Annotated in this window: 17 protein-coding genes; 4 read left to right on the forward strand and 13 right to left on the reverse strand. The window is 62.6% G+C overall.

What is annotated here, in order from left to right:
• Nucleotides 1-61 precede the first annotated feature (61 nt).
• Together J2J99_RS08335 and J2J99_RS08340 are read right to left on the reverse strand one after the other, a co-directional pair.
• On the reverse strand, nt 62-1,318 hold the full coding sequence (locus tag J2J99_RS08335; protein WP_168294674.1) for a L,D-transpeptidase family protein: 1,257 nt from the start codon (nt 1,316-1,318) through the stop codon (nt 62-64).
• 94 nt (nt 1,319-1,412) lie between these two features.
• Nucleotides 1,413-2,705, reverse strand: coding sequence for a DNA polymerase IV (locus J2J99_RS08340; protein WP_168294675.1), 1,293 nt, complete (start codon nt 2,703-2,705; stop codon nt 1,413-1,415).
• A gap of 76 nt (nt 2,706-2,781) precedes the next feature.
• Here J2J99_RS08340 and J2J99_RS08345 point away from each other — a divergent pair, with 76 nt between their 5' ends.
• Nucleotides 2,782-3,369, forward strand: a complete 588-nt coding sequence (locus J2J99_RS08345) for an N-acetyltransferase (RefSeq protein ID WP_168294676.1) — start codon at nt 2,782-2,784, stop codon at nt 3,367-3,369.
• Here J2J99_RS08345 and J2J99_RS08350 read toward each other — a convergent pair.
• A complete protein-coding gene (locus J2J99_RS08350; RefSeq protein WP_168294714.1) occupies nt 3,344-4,018 on the reverse strand; it encodes a hypothetical protein in 675 nt (224 codons plus the stop codon). The genes J2J99_RS08345 and J2J99_RS08350 overlap by 26 nt on opposite strands.
• The gene (locus J2J99_RS08355) at nt 4,015-4,323 is read right to left on the reverse strand and encodes a DUF3572 domain-containing protein (RefSeq protein WP_009990435.1); all 309 of its coding nucleotides are present in this window, start codon (nt 4,321-4,323) and stop codon (nt 4,015-4,017) included. Before J2J99_RS08355 ends, J2J99_RS08350 begins: the two co-directional genes overlap by 4 nt.
• A 133-nt stretch (nt 4,324-4,456) precedes the next feature.
• On the opposite strand from J2J99_RS08355, the gene J2J99_RS08360 reads away from it, so the two are divergent.
• Together J2J99_RS08360 and J2J99_RS08365 are read left to right on the forward strand one after the other, a co-directional pair.
• On the forward strand, nt 4,457-4,828 hold the full coding sequence (locus J2J99_RS08360) for a response regulator (protein WP_003547430.1): 372 nt from the start codon (nt 4,457-4,459) through the stop codon (nt 4,826-4,828).
• Nucleotides 4,829-4,846: 18 nt separating this feature from the next.
• Nucleotides 4,847-6,220: a PleD family two-component system response regulator gene (locus J2J99_RS08365; protein WP_168294677.1), complete on the forward strand. Its 1,374-nt coding sequence runs from the start codon at nt 4,847-4,849 to the stop codon at nt 6,218-6,220.
• 750 nt (nt 6,221-6,970) lie between these two features.
• On the opposite strand, the gene rpmG is transcribed toward J2J99_RS08365, so the two are convergent.
• The 9 genes from rpmG to J2J99_RS08410 all read right to left on the reverse strand — a co-directional run bounded on the left by rpmG (nt 6,971) and on the right by J2J99_RS08410 (nt 18,517).
• Nucleotides 6,971-7,138, reverse strand: a complete 168-nt coding sequence (gene rpmG / locus J2J99_RS08370; RefSeq protein WP_003587245.1) for a 50S ribosomal protein L33 — start codon at nt 7,136-7,138, stop codon at nt 6,971-6,973.
• A 93-nt stretch (nt 7,139-7,231) separates the two neighbouring features.
• Nucleotides 7,232-8,416: an MFS transporter gene (locus J2J99_RS08375; RefSeq protein WP_168294678.1), complete on the reverse strand. Its 1,185-nt coding sequence runs from the start codon at nt 8,414-8,416 to the stop codon at nt 7,232-7,234.
• Nucleotides 8,417-8,672: 256 nt separating this feature from the next.
• The gene (locus tag J2J99_RS08380; protein ID WP_168294679.1) at nt 8,673-9,125 is read right to left on the reverse strand and encodes a DUF983 domain-containing protein; all 453 of its coding nucleotides are present in this window, start codon (nt 9,123-9,125) and stop codon (nt 8,673-8,675) included.
• A 62-nt stretch (nt 9,126-9,187) separates the two neighbouring features.
• Nucleotides 9,188-11,560 carry a ribonuclease R gene (rnr, locus tag J2J99_RS08385; RefSeq protein WP_168294680.1) on the reverse strand — a complete coding sequence of 791 codons (2,373 nt, stop codon included), beginning with the start codon at nt 11,558-11,560 and terminating at the stop codon, nt 9,188-9,190.
• Between the two features lies 1 nt (nt 11,561).
• Entirely contained in the window at nt 11,562-14,216 is a 2,655-nt protein-coding gene (topA, locus tag J2J99_RS08390; protein ID WP_168294681.1) for a type I DNA topoisomerase, read from the reverse strand.
• A 249-nt stretch (nt 14,217-14,465) separates the two neighbouring features.
• Entirely contained in the window at nt 14,466-15,608 is a 1,143-nt protein-coding gene (gene dprA / locus J2J99_RS08395) for a DNA-processing protein DprA (protein ID WP_168294715.1), read from the reverse strand.
• Nucleotides 15,608-16,228: a glycerol-3-phosphate 1-O-acyltransferase PlsY gene (gene plsY, locus J2J99_RS08400; protein WP_168294682.1), complete on the reverse strand. Its 621-nt coding sequence runs from the start codon at nt 16,226-16,228 to the stop codon at nt 15,608-15,610. The genes dprA and plsY overlap by 1 nt, the downstream gene beginning before the upstream one ends.
• Before the next feature lie 46 nt (nt 16,229-16,274).
• Entirely contained in the window at nt 16,275-17,564 is a 1,290-nt protein-coding gene (locus tag J2J99_RS08405) for a dihydroorotase (protein WP_168294683.1), read from the reverse strand.
• Nucleotides 17,561-18,517 carry an aspartate carbamoyltransferase catalytic subunit gene (locus J2J99_RS08410; protein ID WP_168294684.1) on the reverse strand — a complete coding sequence of 319 codons (957 nt, stop codon included), beginning with the start codon at nt 18,515-18,517 and terminating at the stop codon, nt 17,561-17,563. The genes J2J99_RS08405 and J2J99_RS08410 overlap by 4 nt, the downstream gene beginning before the upstream one ends.
• Nucleotides 18,518-18,695: 178 nt before the next feature.
• Between J2J99_RS08410 and J2J99_RS08415 the strand changes: the two genes are divergently transcribed.
• Nucleotides 18,696-20,354, forward strand: coding sequence for an acyl-CoA dehydrogenase family protein (locus tag J2J99_RS08415; RefSeq protein WP_168294685.1), 1,659 nt, complete (start codon nt 18,696-18,698; stop codon nt 20,352-20,354).
• The last annotated feature ends 121 nt before the right edge of the window (nt 20,355-20,475 follow it).

Below are 20,475 nucleotides of genomic sequence, written 5' to 3' on the forward strand. Positions count from 1 at the left end.
GAACTCACCGCGGGTGATGGGCCCAACCCAAGGTGGTGCACGACACCTTGGCTGATGGCCGTCAGCCGCGGGTGATGGTAATGAAATCCGTGCCTTCGCCGGTCTCCCGGCCGAGGCCGGTATCGGAGATCGTCAGCGTCGAGCCGGGCGCGATCAGCGCGTCGATCTTGCGGCGGGTCTCGTCGGGGATGGAAATCCGGCTCAGCGAACGGGCGATCGGCCTGCCGGTGACGATCGAGCTTTCCTGATTGCTGATCCCGAGCCGCTTCATCGTCTCGCGGGAGAGATTGTTTTCGAGCGTAATGCCCAGCCAGTCCGCCGTGCCGGCCTTTTCGTCAACCGCATGCAGAGTGAAGAAATGCGTGCCGAGCGCCAGCCCCGAATCGGCGATCGTCACCGGCGCCTCGAACACCGGCTTGAATGCCTTTCTCACCATGATGACGCCGTTCGGCGGTTCGCCTTTGCCGGCTGCGGCATAGAGCGCTTTGAGCAATGTATCGGAGACCAGGCTCTTGTCGCCGGCAAATTCCGCCGGCCGCAGTGTCCTGAACGCCCTGATCGCCTCAACGGTCGACGGACCGAGCAATCCGTCCGGATCTCCGGCGGAAAAGCCAAGTGCGTTGAGCAGGGTCTGGATGTCGATCACCGTCTCGCGCAGCGTGCGGCGCGTGATGAGCATGCTGATCGGCTCTGACGGCGGCTCAGCTTCATGCGTTGCAAGCGGCTGCACCATCGGCATGGGCATTGCGGCGCTATCGTTCATCGCCACCTGCACCGGCTTTTGCGGGCTGTCGGGCATGGAGGGCCGCAATTCGGCATCCGAAAGCAGCGGCATAGCCGCCGGTGCATCCGGGTGGAAAAGGGTCGGATGGTCGATCGGCTGCGGCACCAGTTCGCCGTCGCTGATAATGACGGGGATGCCGGGCTCGGTCATCCCATAGAGCATTTTCGCAAAGGCGCCGGGCATGCGCACGCAGCCGTGCGAGGCCGGATAACGCGGCACGGAACTCGATTCATGCAATGCGATGCCAGACCAGGTCAGCCTTTGCATGAAGGGCATCGGGGCTGCCGAATAGAGATTGGATTCGTGGTATTTCTGCTTTTCGAGCACCGAGAAGATGCCGCTCGGCGTCGTGTGGCCGTCCTTGCCGGTCGAGACCTTTGAGGTCGCCACGACCTCGGTGCCGTCATAGACCGCAAGCGACTGCTTGTTCTTCGAAACGAAGATCTGCAGCGTGCGTGCATCCGCGGCAAGAGCAGGGTGCACGAGTGCGGTGGCCGACAGCAAGCCGAGGCCGAATACGAGACGCGAGAGCATGATACCCAACCATACGCAATACTGGTCCGGCACATTATGGGACGAAGTTTAAGGAAGATTTTATAGGCTGAGGCGCGGTTGGCCGCCTCACGCGTTAGTGATCGCGCTTGTTGCTGCCGAAGGTGTAGCCGGTCTCGACCGTGTTCTTGCCGAACTTGTCGCGCAGCTTGTCCATCGCCGCCTCGGCGGCCGCCCGCCGGCCCGATTGCCGGTCGACCAGATCGGGCGGATCGGCGCGAGCGGCGTCGCCGAGATCGGTGACGCCGATGCCGATCAGGCGGAATTTAGTGCCGTCGGTCTCCTTTTCGAGCAGCTCGAGCCCGATGCGGAAGATCCTGTCGGCCAGCTGGGTGGGGTCCTCGAGCTTACGGTTGCGGGTGCGTGTCTTGAAGTCGGCGCTCTTCATCTTCAGCACGACGGTGTAGCCGGCGATGTCGCCTTTCTTCAGGCGCCAGGAGACCTTTTCGGAAAGATTGCGCAGGATCGGCACCAGATCGTCGTAGCGCGAAATGTCGTCGAAGAAGGTCGTCTCGGCCGAGACGCTCTTGGCGGCATCGTTGAGATGCACCTCGCGGTCGTCGATGCCGCGCGACAGGCGGGCGAGCCGCTGGCCGATGCTGCCATAGCGCCGCATCAGGTCGTTCTCCTCCATCTGCTGCAACTGGCTGATGGTGCGGATGCCATCCGCCTCCAGCGTCGCTGCAAGGGCCTTGCCGACCCCCCAGATCGTGGTGACGGGACGCGGCGCCAGGAATTCGACTGCTTCTTCGCGGCCGATGACGGAAAAGCCGCGCGGCTTCTGCAGATCGGAGGCGACCTTGGCGAGGAATTTGCAGTAGGAAAGCCCGACCGAGACGGTGATGCCGATCTCCCTTTCGACGCGGCGGGCGAATTTGGCGAGGGTGCGCGCCGGCGGGTCGTGATGCAGCCGTTCGGTGCCGCCAAGTTCCAGAAAGGCCTCGTCGATCGACAGCGGCTGCACCAGCGGCGTCAGATCCTGCATCAGCGCCCGTACCTGGCGCCCGACCCGGACATATTTCTCCATATCAGGCCGGATGACGACGGCCTGAGGGCATGCCTCCAGCGCCTTGAACATCGGCATCGCCGAGCGCACCCCGTGAATGCGGGCGATGTAGCAGGCAGTGGAGACGACGCCGCGTTTGCCGCCACCGATGATCACGGGCTTGTCCGCAAGCTCGGGATTGTCGCGCTTCTCGACAGCTGCATAGAAGGCGTCGCAATCGATATGCGCAAGCGTCAGCGCATAGAGCTCGCGATGGCGCACCAGACGCGGACTGCCGCAGGATACACAACGGCGCGCCTCGCCCTTCTGCTCGGCAAGGCAGTCGCGACAGAAGCCGGGTGTCTTGTCAGGCGCGGGCGTCATGATGAGAACAAAGGTTGAACGTCGCGACACTACGCCTTAAGCTGGCGAGTCTCAAGAGAGGCTGGGAGCTTTGTCTTTGGATAACGATCTTCGTTTCGAGCCGGTGACGGCGGAACGCTGGGGCGACTTCGAAACCCTGTTCGGACCGCAGGGGGCTTTCTATAATTGCTGGTGTGTGGCGCTGCGTCTGCCGCATGCGGTGAGGACGAAAATGGCGGCCGACGAGCGCAAGGCGCATATGCAGGAGCGGATCGAGGCAGGGCCGCCGCCGGGCATCCTCTGCTATGCCCACAGCGAGCCGGTCGCCTGGGTGCAGGTCGGGCCGCGCCACGACGTGCCGCAGTTCAATTCGCCGCGCACCGTTTCGCGGCCGCTGGAAGAGGGCGACGCGCATGATCCGTCGATCTGGGCCGTCAGCTGCTTCTTCCTGCTGCCCAGGCTGAGCGGCAAGGGAATGAGCCATCGGCTGCTCGCCGGCGCGATCGATCACGCCAGGCGCCAGGGTGCACGTCTCATCGAAGCCTGTCCGATCGATCACGTGAAGCAGTCGAAATCCGTGACGCTCTGTATCGGCTCGACGGCGGTCTTCGATGCGGCCGGGTTCGAGACTGTGGCAAGGCGCAAAGACGGGCGGCCGCTCATGCGGCTGGAATTGCGCGACTGAACGTGCCGGCAAGGAAATGTGCCTCGATCAGCACAGCCGCATGCGCCCAGTCGATGGCGCGGGTGATGTCGTCGGCCGCTGCCGGCGCGAAACGATGGACCGGGGAGTCCGGCATCAGATGAATGAGCAGGCAATCGGCCACGTGGTCCCTGACCGAATGCAGATTGTGCGCCATATCATCTATGAAGGCGACGGGAAAGGAGCGGCTGGCATGCAGCGCGTGGACGATCGGCCCCTTGGGATGTGCGCTGGCAAGCAGAGGAAAGAGCAGCCCGGCGCTGTCCAGCAGCCGGCGGCGCTGATCCTGGAACCGTGGCGGCATCGCCGTCAGGAAAAGGATATCGGCCTCCTGCGAAAGCCGCTCGAGCGTTTCGACGACGTGGTCGACCGGCGTCTGCCACAGTTCCTGCGCTTCGAAAAAATCTTCGATCAGACGGCTGACCTGTTGGCTTTCGATCTCCGCACCGTCCGCTGTCGAGACGATGTTGCCGTGCAGACGGAACGATCGTGGCAGGAACTCATGACCCAGGCTTTTAAGAAAAAGCTGGAAGGGGTCGATGAACCGCAGCACGACATCGTCGACGTCGCAGACGATCAGCGGCCGCTCGCCGAGGCGGATATGCGAAATATCGAGCTCGGACACGCTCAGTATTCCCCGGAATCAAGACCCGGCGAGGAGAAATGTCGCCAAGCGGCGGTCACCGTCTCCGGGCTAAGGCCGCTCGCCGCGCAGAAGGCCATCGCCGTCGGCTCGTGGTTCATCAGGAAATCCATCATTCCGGCGAGGAAGCCCGGATCATTGACGGCGTTGCGCACCTGGCCTGGCGCCACGCCGGTGAGTGCGAGGAAGCGGCCGAACATTTCGGGATCGTCGGCAAGCCAGCCGAGTACGGCGATCGCTGTCTCGTGCGGGTCGGCCGCCAGTTGTTTCGAAGTCTTGAAGTTGCTTTGCATTTCGAGGGGTAAGTTACCTTTTCTTCAACCAAATACCGCTAGCGTGCGCTATCGGTTTCACGGAGCTCTTCATCCGCATGTGCCTTTCTCATGGGACGAACCGCTGCGGGAACGGACGTAGGGACAGCTTGTCATGCCCAAACAGGTGATGATTGTAGAAGATAACGAGCTTAACATGAAGCTCTTTCGCGACCTCATTGAGGCGTCCGGCTATACCACGATTCAGACGAGAAACGGCATGGAGGCGCTCGATCTGGCGCGCAAGCATCGCCCCGACCTCATCCTCATGGATATCCAGCTTCCCGAAGTCTCCGGCCTGGAAGTCACCAAATGGCTGAAGGAAGACGACGAGCTGCACGTGATTCCCGTCATCGCCGTCACGGCTTTCGCGATGAAGGGCGACGAGGAGCGGATCCGTCAGGGCGGCTGCGAGGCCTATGTTTCTAAGCCGATCTCGGTTCCGAAATTCATCGAGACGATCAAGACCTATCTGGGCGATGCCTGACGCATCGGAAAGACGCTTATGACTGCGCGAATACTGGTGGTTGACGATATCCCGGCAAACGTGAAGCTGCTTGAAGCGCGGCTGCTCGCGGAGTATTTCGAGGTGATGACCGCCGCCGACGGCCATGAGGCGCTGGCAATCTGCGAGCGCAACCAGGTCGATCTGATCCTGCTCGATATCATGATGCCAGGTATCGATGGTTTCGAGGTCTGCGAGCGGCTGAAGGCAAGCCAGAAGACCGCCCATATCCCCGTCGTCATGGTTACGGCGCTCGATCAGCCGGCCGACCGCGTGCGCGGCCTGAAGGCCGGCGCCGACGATTTCCTCACCAAACCGGTCAATGATCTGCAGCTGATCTCGCGGGTAAAGAGCCTGCTGCGGCTGAAAACCTTGAGCGATGAGCTGCGCATCCGCGCCGACACTGCCCATACGATGGGCATGGGCGATCTCATGCGGGCAGGCGAGGGCCGCGCCGACGATGCCGGCCAGGTGCTGCTGGTCGATGGGCGCGCCAATTCGCAGGAACGCATCGTCAGGGCGCTGAAGCCCGTCGCCGATGTGCTTGCCCTCTCCGATCCGAAGGCGGCCCTCTTCGATGCAGCCGAACATGCCTTCGACCTTGTGATCGTCAACGCCAATTTCGACGACTACGATCCGCTTCGCCTCTGCTCGCAATTGCGATCGCTGGAGCGCACACGCTTCCTGCCGATCCTGATCATTACCGAGCAGGGGGCTGACGAGATGGTCGTGCGCGCCCTTGATCTCGGCGTCAACGATTATATCATCCGCCCGGTCGACCCGAACGAGCTGGTTGCTCGCAGCCTGACGCAGATTCGTCGCAAGCGCTACAACGACCGTCTGCGCGCCAGCGTCAAGCAGACGATCGAGCTTGCCGTGACTGACCCGCTGACCGGACTTTACAACAGGCGTTATCTCGACAATCATCTGAACGTGCTCTTCAACCGCTCGATGGCGCGGGGCCGTCCGCTTTCGGTACTGATCACCGATATAGACCGTTTCAAGCAGGTGAACGACACATACGGCCACGACGGCGGCGACGAAGTGCTGCGCGAATTCGCAAACCGCGTCCGTTCAACTATCCGCGGCGCCGATCTCGCCTGCCGCTATGGCGGGGAGGAGTTCGTCGTCGCCATGCCGGACACGTCGCCGGAAGTGGCCGCCGTTGTCGCCGAGCGCTTGCGCGCTGCGGTCGAGAGCGCACCCTTCTTGCTGAAGCACTCCGGAGAAGCGCTGAATGTCACCGCTTCCTTCGGCATCGCCTCGCGGATTGGCGCGGTGCTGACCCCGGACCAGCTGATGAAGCAGGCCGATCTTGCTCTTTACGAGGCCAAGAATACCGGCCGCAATCGTGTGGTCGCCGCAGCCGCCTGACGAATCACTCCACGCGCTTCGCGGCCATTTGCAGGTTTTCCACTGCTGTAAGCGAATTATTACCGATTGTTAACCTTCGCCCATGCGACGTAGGCCGAAATTATTGCACCCTGATACCTCAAAAATGGACTCCAGGCATTGCTGTGGATAATGGTGGCGTGCGACGGTTTCTGGAATGTCGGGCGGCGCTTTGGATGAAATCGGGACTATAAAAGAATGTCTGCTGACAAGAGGGTCAAATAGAGTACGACGACGTCACCTCACGTAAGGGGAGGGGTGGCCTAAGTTATTAAGTTATATTATCGAATTTCTTCCGGGCTTTCGGCGCTAGGCTTTGGAGGCAAGCAGAGGCGTCAAATCTTTGTGTGTGTCAAAACTGGACTTTTAACCATAGAATCAAGCTCAGAAAATTCATCATTAAGAATTTGTTGATTTTCTTCCATTTCTGCGCAAATTATCGGCGCATAACAGAAACGCTCCGGTAGAGGAGCTGTCCGATACCCCATGATGCTCAGGTCCGCCGCATCTCCTGGGTCGTGGGGTCGGTCGGCTAGTAGGCAAGTCATAACGGTTCCTCGTGCCGTTTTGCATGCTGGCCGACCCCCTTTCAGGAAAACGCCGTCACTTCCCGAAGATGGAAGGGCGGCGTTTCTTGTTTGCGCTATCATTTCTCCGACGCGATCGTTCCGGACAATAAAAAACGCGCGACCCGAGGGCGCGCGCTTTTTTTAAATCCGCCAGGCCAAGTGATTACTTGATCTTGGTTTCCTTGAACTCGACATGCTTCTTAGCAATCGGGTCATATTTCGTCTTCGTCATCTTGTCCGTCATCGTACGGCTGTTCTTCGTCGTGACGTAGAAGAAACCGGTGTCGGCTGTCGACAGCAGCTTGATCTTGATTGTTGTAGCCTTGGCCATGGTCGTCCTGCCTTTAAGAAAATGAAAGCCGTGGAAGCCGGATGGGGCTCCACGGCAAATTCTGGCGCGAAACTACGAATCCCGCCCGAAAAGTCAAGTCCGTTTTCGAATGAACATCAATCTGATGCTGGAAAGTAGGGCGTAAAAGCCGAAGAAGGCGGCAATCGCCCAGGCAAAGCCGTTATTTCCGGCGACATCGATCGCTGCCCCGATCGCCTGCGGCCCGGCCACGGTTCCCATCGCATAACAGAAGACGAAGGCGGCATTTGCCGCCGCAAGATCCGAACCGGTGAGGCGCGAACCGAGATGGCTGAGGCCCACCGTATAGAGGCCGGAGACGCAGCCGCCCCAGAAAAGCAGGAGCCCGGCCATCAGCAGCCAGTTGTCGACCAGCACCGGCAGCATCATCGAGCCGACGAAGCCCATCAGCGCCATGCCGGCCAGAAGTGGCCGCTTGTCAGGGATGCGGTCGGAAAGCAGGCCGAGCGGGATCTGGAAGATGACGTTGCCGACGCCCATCATGGTGAGCAGAAGTGCGGCCTGCGATTCGGTAAAATGGGCGCGCACGGCAAAGATCGGGAAAAGCGACAGCCCGCCGGCTTCCACGGCGCCGAAGATGAAAACGGCCGCCGTCGCCGTCGGAACCAGGAAAACGTAGCGCATGAAATGCAGCTCCGGCTTTTCCTCGAGGATCGGGCTTTCGTAGCGGGCGATGAAGATCGGAATGGCGGCAAGCAGGATGGCGCCGGCGCCGACCAGGAAGGGGAAGATGCCGTCGCTGCCGAGCAACGAAAAGAGCAGTGGCCCGGCAGCAAAGCCCAGCGAAAGCACGGTCGCATAAATGCCGAGAACGAAGCCGCGCTTGGACGGTGGCGAGGCGGCATTGATCCAGAATTCGGAGAGGATGAACAGCGTCGTCGTTGCGCCGTGGAAGGCGAAACGCAGCGGGAACCACATCCAGAAATCCTGGGCATAGTAGAAGCCGAGCGCGCTGAGCGCAGAAATTAGCACAGCCCAGAGCATTGTCGGCGCAACACCGTATGCATGGGCGAGCTTGGTGGTAACAGGCGCGGCGGCCATCGCCGCAATGCCTGCCATCGCGGTGTTGAGCCCGATCAGAGTGGATGAGATGCCGCGTTTTTCAAGGATGATGCTGAGCAGCGGAAGTCCGAGGCCGATTGCAATGCCTACGGCTGATATCGACGAGATGGCTGCCACCAGAGAAGGCCAATGGATTTCTTCGACATCGCCCGGTGTGCCGTTTCTCGGCTGAGACATTTATCCATCCTTAGAAAGCTTCGCGAGCGAATCGGCCGATCGCTCCGCATAGAAAGACACGGACGTGCCAAATCCCGGTGACGAGCAGCGTTTCGCAGTATTTCCGATGTGAGTGACCGCCTGCGGAATGTAAAGCCTGTTCAGACAAGAAAAGCTTACCATGTCAAGTCGTTGAGGATCGACGACGCCCGCGTGTCGGTGGTGGTCGGTGGAGGGCAGCCACTACACGTTAATTATGTCTGGAAGGTGAAGGCGTTCAATCCGGCCGCCGGGGAAGGTCGTATTCATCGGGGCCGTCGCTCTCCCCGCCGAAACCGTGCATGCGCAACGCCCATTGCAGGCCGATGACGCCGCCTTTGATCGGCTGGATCGAGGCAAGCGCGGTGACGACAGTGATCGGCGCCCAGATGGCGATGTGAGCCCATACCGGCAGAACGAAGGTCATATCGGTCAGCATGTAGCCGCCGACGAGGACGTGGCCGAGGACAAGGATGACGATATAGGGCGGCAGATCGTCCGCGCGGTGATGGTGTATCGCCTCGCCGCAGGCGGCACAATGATCGACCGGTTTCAGGAAAGCGCGAAAGAGCTTGCCGTCGCCGCAAGCCGGACAGCGGTTCATCAGCCCGCGCAGGATCGAGCGCCGGAGCGGACGCTCGGGCTCGGGCGCGTCCCCATAGCGGACCGTGGAATTGGTCTGTGTGCCCATCGTATGTTCCTTTTCAGCCCGAAGCGCAGGACTCCTGATCCAGCTCGATGATGTCAGGTACATCAACGCCGCCCGCGCGGCGGCCTCGTGCCGGGTTTCTTGCGGACCTGGCCTCTGTCGCGGCGGCCGGCCTTATGGAAAGAGCGCACCGCGGTCGGCATCTCGCGCCCCTCGCTCAGCATTTCGAAACGCAACGCGCCGGCAAGCGGGATCGCTTCGGCAAGCTTCACGGTGACGCTGTCGCCGAGCCGATAGCCAAGCCCCGTCCGTTCACCTGAGAGCGCCTGATGCGCCTCGTCATAGATGAAATAGTCGCTGCCGAGCGTCGATATAGGGACGAACCCGTCTGCGCCATAGTCCGGCAGAGTGATAAAAAGCCCGGATTTCGTCACCCCAGAGACGCGCCCGGCAAATTCCTCGCCGACCCGGGTGCTCAAGTGGTGAGCGATTAGCCGGTCGATGGTCTCGCGCTCGGCCGCCATCGCCCGGCGCTCGAAGGTTGAGATTTCGGCGGCGATATCGTCGAGAGCGGCTTCTTCGTCCGGCGTGATGCCGCCTTCGCCGAAGCCGAGCGAGCCGACGAGCGCGCGGTGCACGATGAGATCGGCGTAGCGGCGAATCGGCGAGGTGAAGTGGGCGTACTTCATCAGGTTGAGGCCGAAATGGCCGATATTCTCAGGGCTGTAGATCGCCTGGCTCTGCGAGCGCAGCACCATTTCGTTGACCATGGTCTGGTGCGCCGTGCCTTCCGCCTTGGCCAGAATGCCGTTGAAGCTGTTGGCGCGCACATTGCCGCCTTTGGCGAGCGAAATGCCGAGGGTCGCCAGGAACTCGCGCAGCACTTCCTGCTTGGCAAGCGTTGGGCCGTCATGGATGCGGTAGACCAAGGCCTGGCGTTTCTTTTCCAGCGTCTCGGCGGCGGCGACGTTCGCCTGGATCATCATCTCCTCGATCAGCTTGTGCGCGTCGAGCCGTGGCGGCACGAAGACACGATCGACGGTGCCGTCGGGCTTCAGCAGGATCTTACGCTCCGGCATGTCGAGTTCCAGCGGCTGACGCCGGTCGCGCCCGCGTTTCATCACCTCATAGGCGTGCCACAGCGGCTTCAGGATCGGCTCGAGTATCGGACCGGTCTTGTCGTCTGGATTGCCGTCGATCGCTGCCTGTGCCTGCTGATAGGAAAGCTTGGCGGCGCTCTTCATCATGATGCGATGAAATGTATGGCCGATCTTGCGGCCTTCGCCGGAGAAGCTCATGCGCACGGCCAGCGCCGGGCGGTCGACACCTTCCTTCAGCGAACAGAGATCATTGGAGATGCGTTCCGGCAGCATCGGCACGACCCGATCCGGAAAATACACGGAATTGCCGCGTTTCAGCGCCTCGCGGTCGAGCTGCGAGTTTGGCCGGACATACCAGGAGACGTCGGCGATCGCGACGGTGACGATGACGCCGCCGGGATTGTCGGGGGAGGGGTCGAGCTCGGCATAGACGGCGTCGTCATGATCCTTGGCGTCGGCCGGATCGATGGTGATCAGCGGCACGTCGCGCCAGTCCTCACGATGCGACATTGTCGCCGGTTTTGCCGCTTCCGCCTCGGCCATGACGGCTGGCGGAAAGACATGCGGGATGCCGTGGGCATGGATGGCGATCATCGAGATCGCCTTTTCCGAGCCGACGGAGCCGACGACGGACAGAACCTTGGCGCGCGGCAGGCCGAAGCGGCCGAGCCGGGCGATTTCGATTTCGACCAGGTCGCCATCCCTCGCGCCGCCGGTGAAGTCGGGATCGATGACCATCTCCTCGCCGCGCCGCTCGATCGGCAGCAACCTGCCGCCGCCTCCGGGCGCGGTGCGGAAAACCCCCATCGAGGCGCCCCGGCGCCTGTCGATCACCTTGATGATCCGCGCCGTGTAGGCCGGCCCGCCGCGATCGACGGCCGGGAAGATCTTTGCGAGGATACGGTCGCCGAGGCCGGCAACCGGTGCCTTGCCCTTGCCCTGGCGGCCTGCCGGCGATTGCTGGCGGATTGCGACGGCAGGGGCCACGCCCTGATCTTCCGGCCATTCCGCCGGCCGGCCGATCAGATCGCCATCCTTGTCACGGGTGGTGATATCGAGAACGGTGACGGGCGGAAGGGCGCCGGGACGAATGAGCGACCTGCGGTTCTTCTGCAGCATGCCTTCCTGTTCGAGCTCCTGCAGCAGGTGCTTGAGCTCGACGCGGCTGTCGCCCTTCAGTCCGAAAGCCTTGGCGAGCTCTCGCTTCGAGGCCTTCTGTGGATGATCGGCGATGAAGCGCAGGATCACCTCGCGCGAAGGCAGCGCGCCGTGGACGATATTCAGCGGCTCGACGGCGGGAGCATCCTTGCCGGCGCGGCCGATCTTGCCCGGGCGTTTGCCCGTGAGGTTCGTTCTCTCGCGCGGTGTCCTGCTCACTTCAGCCCTTTTTCGATTTCGCCGGCGCTTTCGCCTTCGTTGCCTTCGGCTTGGCGGCCGTCTTGGTGGTTTTGGCTTCAGCCGCAGCCGCCTTCGGCTTGGCTTTCGCCTTGGCCGGCTTTCCGGCGGGCGCCTTGCCGGCTTTTTCAGTGATCAGGGCCAGCGCTTCCTCGACGGTGATCGCCTGCGGATCCTTGCCCTTCGGCAGGGTCGCGTTGACCTTGCCCCAATTGACATAGGGACCGTATTTTCCGTCACGAACGGTGATGGCGCCGCCGTCGGGATGATCGCCGAGCGTCTTCAGCGCCGCCGGTGTGCCGCGCGCACCGCGGCCCGGCGCCTTGTTCGCCTTTTCGGCGATGACGGTCACGGCGCGGTTGAGGCCGACCGAGAACACGTCCTCGACGGTTTCCAGATTGGCATAGGAACCGTCATGCAGGAGGAATGGCCCGTAGCGGCCGATGCCCGATGAAATCATCTTGCCGGTTTCGGGATGTTTGCCGATATCGCGCGGCAGCGAAATCAGCGCCATCGCCTTTTCATAATCGATCTCCTCCGGCTTCCAGCCTTTCGGCAACGACGCGCGTTTGGCCTCCTTGCCGTCGCCGCGCTGGATATAGGGGCCGAAGCGGCCCGAACGCAGCGTCAACTCTTCACCGGTCGTCGGATCGGTGCCGAGGTTCTTCGGCTCGTTGATGGCGACCCCTTCCGCTTCTCCGCCGTTTTCGGAGGAAAGCTGACGGGTGTAGTTGCATTCCGGATAATTCGAGCAGCCGACGAAGGCGCCGTATTTGCCGAGCTTCAGCGACAGGTTGCCTGTGCCGCAGACCTGGCAGATCCTGGGGTCGCTGCCATCTTCGCGCTTCGGGAAGACCAGCGGTGCCAGCGCCTCGTTCAGCGAATCGAGCACATTGGTGACGCGCAATTCCTTGGTATCTTCGATCTGCGCGAAGAAATCCTTCCAGAAATCGCGCAGCACCTGCTTCCAGTTCAACTCGCCGGCTGAAATCCGGTCGAGCTTTTCCTCGAGGTCGGCCGTGAAGTCGTATTCGACATATTTGGTGAAGAAGCTCTCGAGGAAGGCGGTCACCAGCCGGCCCTTGGCCTGCGGGATCAGCTTGCGCTTGTCGATCGCCACATAGTCGCGGTCGCGCAGCGTCGCGAGCGTTGCCGCGTAGGTGGAGGGCCGGCCGATGCCGAGTTCTTCCATCTTCTTGATCAGCGAGGCTTCCGAATAACGCGGCGGCGGTTCGGTGAAATGCTGCGTCGAATTGATCTTCTGCTTGGCGAGCGTCTCGCGCGCTTTGATCTCCGGCAGGCGGCCGTCCTCGTCGCCATCGTCGCTCTGCTCGCCGTCCTCCTTCTGGTCGGTATAGGCGGCGATGAAGCCATCGAAGCGGATGACCGAGCCGACGGCGCGCAGGCCGGCCTTCTCACCCTTGTTGTCGGCGGTGATTTCAGCCGTCGTGCGTTCGATCTCGGCGGACGCCATCTGGCTGGCGATGCCGCGCTTCCAGATCAGCTCGTAGAGCCGGATCTGATCGGCGTCCAGGAATTTGCGCAGACGATCGGGCGAGCGGTAGAAATCGGTCGGACGGATCGCTTCGTGCGCCTCCTGGGCGTTCTTCGCTTTGGTCGAATAGAAGCGCGCCTTTTCAGGCAGATAGCGTTCGCCGAACTGGTCGAGGATGGCGCGCCGGGCCGCGTCGATCGCCTCGGGCGCCATCTGCACGCCGTCGGTTCGCATATAGGTGATGAGACCGACGGTCTCGCCGCCAATATCGACGCCTTCATAGAGCTTCTGGGCGATCTGCATGGTGCGCGAGGCCGAGAAGCCGAGATTGGAGGAGGCGGCCTGCTGCAAGGTCGAGGTGGTAAAGGGCGGTCCCGGATTGCGCTTGACCGGCTTCGCCTCGACCGAGTCGACGATATAGCTTGCGCCTTCGAGCAATGCTTTCAGGCGGCCGGCATCCTCGCCATTGCCGATGGCGCGCGGCGGCAGCCGTTTGCCGTTTGCCGAAACCAGCCTTGCTTCGAACTCGTCGCCGCGCGGCGTCTTCAGAAGCGCCGAGAGGTTCCAGTATTCTTCCGAGATGAAGCGTTCGATCTCGGATTCACGGTCGCAGACCAGACGAAGCGCCACCGACTGGACACGTCCGGCCGAACGCGCGCCGGGCAGCTTGCGCCACAGGACCGGCGAAAGATTGAAGCCGACGAGGTAGTCGAGCGCGCGGCGCGCCAGATAGGCGTCGACCAGCGGCACGTCGATGTCGCGCGGATCGGCCATCGCGTCGAGCACCGCCTTCTTGGTGATCGCGTTGAAGACGACGCGCTTGACGGATTTGCCGTTCAGCACCCGCTTCTTGTTCAGCATATCGAGGACGTGCCAGGAAATCGCTTCGCCTTCGCGATCGGGGTCGGTTGCCAGAAACAGGCTGTCGGAGGATTTCACCGCGTCGGCAATGTCCTTCATCCGCTTGGCCGAGGCCCCGTCGACCTCCCAGAGCATTTCGAAATCCTGATCCGGGAGGACCGAGCCATCCTTGGCAGGCAGATCGCGCACATGGCCGAAGGAGGCGAGCACTTTGTATCCCGAACCCAGATACTTATTGATCGTCTTGGCCTTGGCAGGCGATTCCACCACTACAACATTCATGATGATTCTCTAAAAAAGACACAGCGCCGGCGTGGAAGCCAGCGCGACACGCAGCGCAACTTGGTTACTGGCCCTCCGACATGGACAGGGAAATCGCTGCGGTCAAGGGGTTTGCTACAATTTTACTTCTTGCGTACGGTGCAATCGAGGGGAGATCGTGCGTCGAATGCAATTTAAAATGGCGCGCCTGTTGAATTCGACACGTGGCTCCTACAGTTCCCGAGGCAGCTCTCTTATATCGCGCAAAGCTCAGTCGGAAAGCGAAACCAGGCCGCCCTGATGCCGGTGCAGCCTGCCTGATATGTCGAGTTCCAGAAGAATAAGATAGACGGCCGATGCCGAAAGGCCGGTGTGGCGGATGACGTCGTCGATCTCGACCGGCGTCGGCCCGAGCGCATCGATGATGCGCATTCGGTCTGAATCGCCGGGCGGCATCGCTATCAGCTTGCTCTCGCCGGCCGGTTCCTCCGCCCTCGGCGAGGGGAAGAGTTCGAGCTGCGCCAGCGGCGCCAGCGCCTCTATAACATCGGCAGGTTCGGTTACGATCGAAGCGCCATCCTTCAGCAAACCGTTGGTGCCATGACAGCGCGGATCGAGCGGCGAGCCGGGTACGGCAAACACCAGGCGGCCGAACTCGCCGGCAAGGCGTGCGGTGATCAGTGAGCCTGAGCGCGTCGCTGCTTCGACGACCACGAGCCCGAGCGCGATGCCGGCTATCAGCCGGTTCCGGCGCGGAAAATCGCGGGCGCGGGGCTCCCAGCCGAAAGGCATTTCGCTCACCGCCAGGCCGTTGCCGCCGGCGATCTCGTCGATGAGACCGACATTCTCCGGCGGGTAGGGTCTGTCGAGGCCGCCGGCAAGAGCCGCGATCGTACCAGTCTCGAGGCTGGCCCGGTGCGCTGCCGTGTCGATGCCGCGCGCCAGGCCGGAAACCACCGTGTAACCCGCCCGGCCGCAGTCGCGCGCCACCATTGCTGCGAATTTGGCGCCGGCGATCGAGGCGTTGCGCGAACCGACGATGCCGATGGCTGGCCGCTTGGCGGCGGCAAGTGCACCCTTGACGGCAAGAAGCGGCGGCGCGCCGTCGATCTGTTTGAGCGCTTGCGGATAGTCCGGCTCGCCGATGCCGACGAAGCGGGCGCCGAAACGATGCGCCGCCTCCAGCTCCCGGTGCGCTTCGGCCTCGCTGGCGATGCGGATCGCCCGCGTCGCGCCGCCGCGCGCCGAAAGCTCCGGCAGCGCCGCAAGCGCCGCCTCGGCCGAACCGAAATGATTGATGAGATCGCGAAAGGTCGCAGGGCCGACATTGTCGGAACGGATCAGGCGCAGCCATGCAATCCTTTGCCGCTCGCTCAGCACCGTGCCTTTTGGTCCCGCGCGCAGCGCGTCCATCATCCCTTCGCCCCGATCTTGGTTTCCGTTCCGCCCATCAGCCGAGAGATATTGGCCTTGTGCTTCCAGTAGGAGATGACCGTCATGATCGCCATGACGGCTGCAACCTTTTCATTGCCAAGGATCAGCAGGGCGATCGGAATGACCAGCATGGCGACGAGCGCCGACAGCGAGGAATAGCGGGTGGTGAAGGCGACCGCCAGCCAGAGGGCGGCGAAGAGCACGACCATGATCGGTGCGACGCCGAGAAGGGTGCCGATATAGGTGGCGACGCCCTTGCCGCCCTTGAAGCCGATCCAGACCGGGAAGAGATGGCCGATGAAGGCGAAGAACCCGGCGATGATCGCGGCCTCTTCTCCGAGGAAATAACCGACGATCCAGGCCGCAGCCGATGCCTTCAGCGCATCGAGCAGCAGCGTCGCTGCCGCAAGCTTCCGGTTTCCGGTTCTGAGCACATTGGTGGCACCGATATTGCCGGAGCCGATGCTGCGCACATCGCCGAGGCCGGCGGCGCGGGTAAGAACGAGGCCGAAAGGAATGGAGCCGAAGAGATAGCCGATGACGGCGGCGGCAAATGCGATCGGCAGGGTGATCTGCCATGACATGAGATTGGATAACATATGCCCCCTCGGCCCTCCGATGGCCTGTCCTCGATCGCGCCGGTCCCTAAAGTGCGTGGACAAGCTTTCCCGAGACGTATGTCGCGACCGCCCGTCCGCTGAAGCGCGCATCCTCGAACGGCGTGTTCTTCGAGCGGGAGAGAAGCATGTCTTTGGCGACAAGCCAAGGCTCGTCGAGATCGATCAGCGTGATATCGGCCTGAGCACCCGGCTTCAGGGTGCCGGCATCAAGGCCAAAAATCTCAGCCGGACGAGTGGACATGGCGTCGATCAGGCGCATCAGGCTGACCTGGCCGCCATGGTGAAGCCTGAGCGCCGCCGCCAGCATGGTTTCAAGGCCGACTGCGCCATCCGCCGCCTCGCCGAAGGGCAGGCGCTTCGTATCGACGTCCTGCGGGTCATGCGAGGAGACGATGATGTCGATGGCGCCGCGCGCGAGCGCGTCGACCATGGCCACCCGGTCGTCCTCCGGGCGCAGCGGCGGATAGAGCTTGAAGAAGGTGCGATATTCGCCGATATCGTTCTCGTTGAGTGCCAGATTGTTGATCGAGATGCCCGAGGTCACCTTGGCGCCGCGGCTGCGGGCAAGCTCGATCGCCTCAATCGATTGCGGCACGGAAATCATCGCGGCGTGATAACGCCCCCGCGTAAGTTCTGCGATCCTGAGATCGCGTTCGAGCGGGATGAGTTCGGCTTCTCTCGGGATGCCGGAGAGCCCGAGCCAGCTGGCGAAAAGCCCCTCATGCATCACGCCGTTGGCGCTGAGATATTTGTCGCGCGTTTCGCAGTTGACGACGGCGCCGAATTCACGCGCATAGGTCATGATCCGGCGCAGCACCTGGGTATCGTGGACGCTGGAATGGGCATCGGTGAAAGCGACGGCGCCCGCCTGCATCAACAGGCCGATCTCCGTCATCTCCTCGCCGGCGAGACCCTTGGTGATGGCGGCGGCCGGATAAACGTTGACGATGGCCGTATCGCGGGCCGTCTTCTTGACAAATTCGACGAGCGCGATGTCGTCGATGACGGGATCGGTGTCCGGCATCATGATGATCGAGGTGACGCCGCCGGCCGCGGCCGCCCGGCTTGCCGAGGCGATCGTCTCGCGGTGTTCGCCGCCGGGTTCGCCGATATGGACGCGCGCGTCGACGAGGCCGGGCGTCGCGACGAGGCCGGTGCAGTCGCGCACGACGGCGCCGTCCGGCGCGCCCTGGTTCTGCGCTGCGCTGCCGGCGGCAAGGATGGCGCCGTTTTTGGCGATGATCGTGCCCACCTCGTCGAGATTGCGCGAGGGATCGACGATGCGGACGTTCTTGAGGACGATTGGGTTGCTCATGCCTTCATTCCGTCGGTTCGGGGGCCTTGGTTTTGCGAGACGAGCAGCGTCTCCATGACGGCCATGCGCACTGCGACCCCCATTTCCACCTGTTCGGCGATCACGCTCTGCGGGCCGTCTGCGACCTCGGAGGCGATCTCGACGCCGCGGTTCATCGGGCCTGGATGCATGACGAGCGCATCCTCCTTCGCCGCCTTCAGCGTTTCGGCGTCGAGTCCGTAGAAGTGATAATATTCGCGCACCGACGGCACGAAGGCGCCCGACATGCGCTCGCGCTGCAGCCGCAGCATCATCACCACGTCGGCGTCCTTCAACCCTTCCTTCATCGAATGAAAGACCTCGACGCCCATTTCGGCGATGCCGGAGGGCAAGAGGGTGGCGGGCGCGACGACGCGCACCCGCGCGCCCATCGCATTGAGCAACAGGATGTTGGAGCGCGCCACGCGCGAATGCAGCACGTCGCCGCAGATCGCCACGATGATGCGCGAGAGCTTCCCCTTCGCACGGCGGATCGTCAGCGCGTCGAGCAGCGCCTGGGTCGGATGTTCGTGCTGGCCGTCGCCGGCATTGACGACCGAGCAGGAGACCTTCTGCGCGAGCAGGGCGGCCGCTCCGGCGCTCGAATGGCGGATCACCAGCACATCAGGGCGCATCGCATTCAGCGTCACCGCTGTGTCGATCAGCGTCTCGCCTTTCTTCACCGAGGAATTGCCGACCGACATATTCATGACGTCGGCGCCGAGTCGCTTGCCGGCAAGCTCGAAGGAGGCCTGCGTGCGGGTCGATGCCTCGAAGAAGAGGTTGATCTGCGTCAGCCCGCGCAGCGTCGACGTCTTCTTTTCTCGCTGGCGGCTGATCTTGACGGCCTCGTCGGCCTTGTCGAGAAGATAGGTGATATCCTGCTCGGTGAGGCCCTTGATGCCGATGAGGTGGCGGTGGGGGAAAAAGACCATGACCCTGCCTCTTGCTGTCTCTGGCGGGTCTATAAAGAGTGCGGCCCGCCGGGGCAAGCATGGGCTGTGGGCAAAGGCTTATGTCCCCATGCATTTTCGCCGAAATTCCGATAGAGCAGAGGGAAGCGAATCATAACTTCCGGTTTCCCTTGCCGGGTTCTTGAACTAGAAGCGAACAATGACCTCCGCCAACCGGACTGACGACAAACTCGCAGAACTCAACCAGCCGAGCCTGTGGTCCGGCATCAATGCCTATCGATCCGACCCGCTGATCGTCGATCTGACGGCGGCCCTGCCGCGCGGCATCCGCGAGGATCTGGAGAACATGGGCCGCTACGTCACCTCGCCGGAGGCGCAGGAATTGGCGCGCATGGCCAATCAGGGCGCGCCGCAGCTGCGCACCCACGGCCCGCGGGGCGAGCGCCTTGACGTCGTCGAATTTCATCCCGCCTGGCACGCGCTGATGCGCCGCTCCATGTCGGTCGGACTGCATTCGTCCGTCTGGGATCCACAGGCCGATACCGAGGCCAAGGATGCGGGCCACAAGGTCCGCGCTGCGCGGTTTTACCTTACGGCGCAGCTGGAATCCGGCCATCTCTGCCCGCTGACGATGACCAGCGCCTCCGTTGCCGCGCTCTCGGCCTCGCCCGCGGTGCAGAAGGACTGGGCGCCGAAGATTCTCTCGCGCAAATATGATTCGTCCAACCGCCCCGCCATGCAGAAGTCCGCGGTCACCATCGGCATGGGCATGACGGAAAAGCAGGGCGGCACGGACGTCAGGGCCAATCGAAGCGCTGCCGAAAAGGTCAGCGAAGGCATCTACCGGCTCTCCGGCCACAAATGGTTTATGTCCGCGCCGATGAGCGACGCCTTCATCATGCTGGCGCAGACCAAGGAGGGCATGGGCTGCTTCCTCGTGCCGCGCCTTCTGGAGGACGGTTCGGCCAACGGCCTGCAGTTCCAGCGGCTGAAGGACAAGGTCGGCAATCGCTCCAATGCCTCCTGCGAGGTCGAATTCTCAGACACGTTCGGATTCCTGCTCGGCGGCTCCGATGCCGGCATCCGCACCATCCTCGACATGGTGACGCTGACCCGTCTCGATTGCGCGCTGTCCTCGTCGGGAATCATGCGTGCGTCGCTCGCCGAGGCCGTGCACCACACGCGGGGTCGGAGCGTTTTCGGCAAGATGCTCGTCAACCAGCCGATCATGACGCGCGTGCTTGCCGACATGGCGCTCGACGTTGCCGCCGCCACCGCACTGTCATTCCGTCTTGCCGATGCCTTCGACAAGGCGCGCGGCAATGCCGAGGAAGCGGCCTATGCCCGCGTCATGACGCCGGTCGCCAAATACTGGTGCTGCAAGATCGCGCCCGCCTTGATCTATGAAGCGATGGAATGCATCGGCGGCAATGGCTACATCGAGGAACGTCCGATCGCCCGCCACTATCGCGAGGCTCCCGTCAATGCGATCTGGGAAGGCTCCGGCAACGTCATGGCGCTCGACGTGCTGCGTGTGCTCAACCGCGGCAAGGATCTGTTCGAGACGGTCTTTGCCGGCCTGGCACGCGATCTCGGCCCGGCCGGCAAGAAGACGATCGACGTGCTGCGCGCCGCAATCGCGCTCTGCGAGCAGGACGAGGGCGCGGCGCGCCTGCTCGTCGAGCAGCTGGCGCTTGCGGCCGGCGCTGCCGAACTTTATCGGCTTGGGGCAGGGCGCATTGCCGATGCCTTCATCGAGACACGGCTTGCCGGCGGCTGGCGCTCCACTTACGGCATGCTCGATTCCCGCTTCGATGCCAGCTACATCGTCGATCTTCTCTATCCGCCGGCGGCCTGACCGCAGGCAGGGACAGCTCGATCTGGCGCACCATCCCTCATCGCCTGCCGGCACCTTCTGCCCGTCAGAACGTGGAGAGGGTTAGGGTGAGGGGCAGCCGTCGACGCATCGCATCGCTATC

The sequence above is a fragment of the Rhizobium binae genome, from assembly GCF_017357225.1.
Classification (GTDB): Bacteria; Pseudomonadota; Alphaproteobacteria; order Rhizobiales; family Rhizobiaceae; genus Rhizobium; species Rhizobium binae.

Excerpts from the sequence above, each read along its gene's own strand:
- dprA (WP_168294715.1), bottom strand. The coding sequence starts at position 15,608 with ATGGACGCGCTGCGCGCGGGACCAAAAGGCACGGTGCTGAGCGAGCGG.
- J2J99_RS08405 (WP_168294683.1), bottom strand. The coding sequence starts at position 17,564 with ATGAGCAACCCAATCGTCCTCAAGAACGTCCGCATCGTCGATCCCTCG.
- J2J99_RS08380 (WP_168294679.1), bottom strand. The coding sequence starts at position 9,125 with ATGGGCACACAGACCAATTCCACGGTCCGCTATGGGGACGCGCCCGAG.
- J2J99_RS08340 (WP_168294675.1), bottom strand. The coding sequence starts at position 2,705 with ATGACGCCCGCGCCTGACAAGACACCCGGCTTCTGTCGCGACTGCCTT.
- J2J99_RS08355 (WP_009990435.1), bottom strand. The coding sequence starts at position 4,323 with ATGCAAAGCAACTTCAAGACTTCGAAACAACTGGCGGCCGACCCGCAC.
- J2J99_RS08375 (WP_168294678.1), bottom strand. The coding sequence starts at position 8,416 with ATGTCTCAGCCGAGAAACGGCACACCGGGCGATGTCGAAGAAATCCAT.
- J2J99_RS08415 (WP_168294685.1), top strand. The coding sequence starts at position 18,696 with ATGACCTCCGCCAACCGGACTGACGACAAACTCGCAGAACTCAACCAG.
- J2J99_RS08335 (WP_168294674.1), bottom strand. The coding sequence starts at position 1,318 with ATGCTCTCGCGTCTCGTATTCGGCCTCGGCTTGCTGTCGGCCACCGCA.
- topA (WP_168294681.1), bottom strand. The coding sequence starts at position 14,216 with ATGAATGTTGTAGTGGTGGAATCGCCTGCCAAGGCCAAGACGATCAAT.
- plsY (WP_168294682.1), bottom strand. The coding sequence starts at position 16,228 with ATGTTATCCAATCTCATGTCATGGCAGATCACCCTGCCGATCGCATTT.
- J2J99_RS08410 (WP_168294684.1), bottom strand. The coding sequence starts at position 18,517 with ATGGTCTTTTTCCCCCACCGCCACCTCATCGGCATCAAGGGCCTCACC.
- rpmG (WP_003587245.1), bottom strand. The coding sequence starts at position 7,138 with ATGGCCAAGGCTACAACAATCAAGATCAAGCTGCTGTCGACAGCCGAC.
- J2J99_RS08365 (WP_168294677.1), top strand. The coding sequence starts at position 4,847 with ATGACTGCGCGAATACTGGTGGTTGACGATATCCCGGCAAACGTGAAG.
- J2J99_RS08360 (WP_003547430.1), top strand. The coding sequence starts at position 4,457 with ATGCCCAAACAGGTGATGATTGTAGAAGATAACGAGCTTAACATGAAG.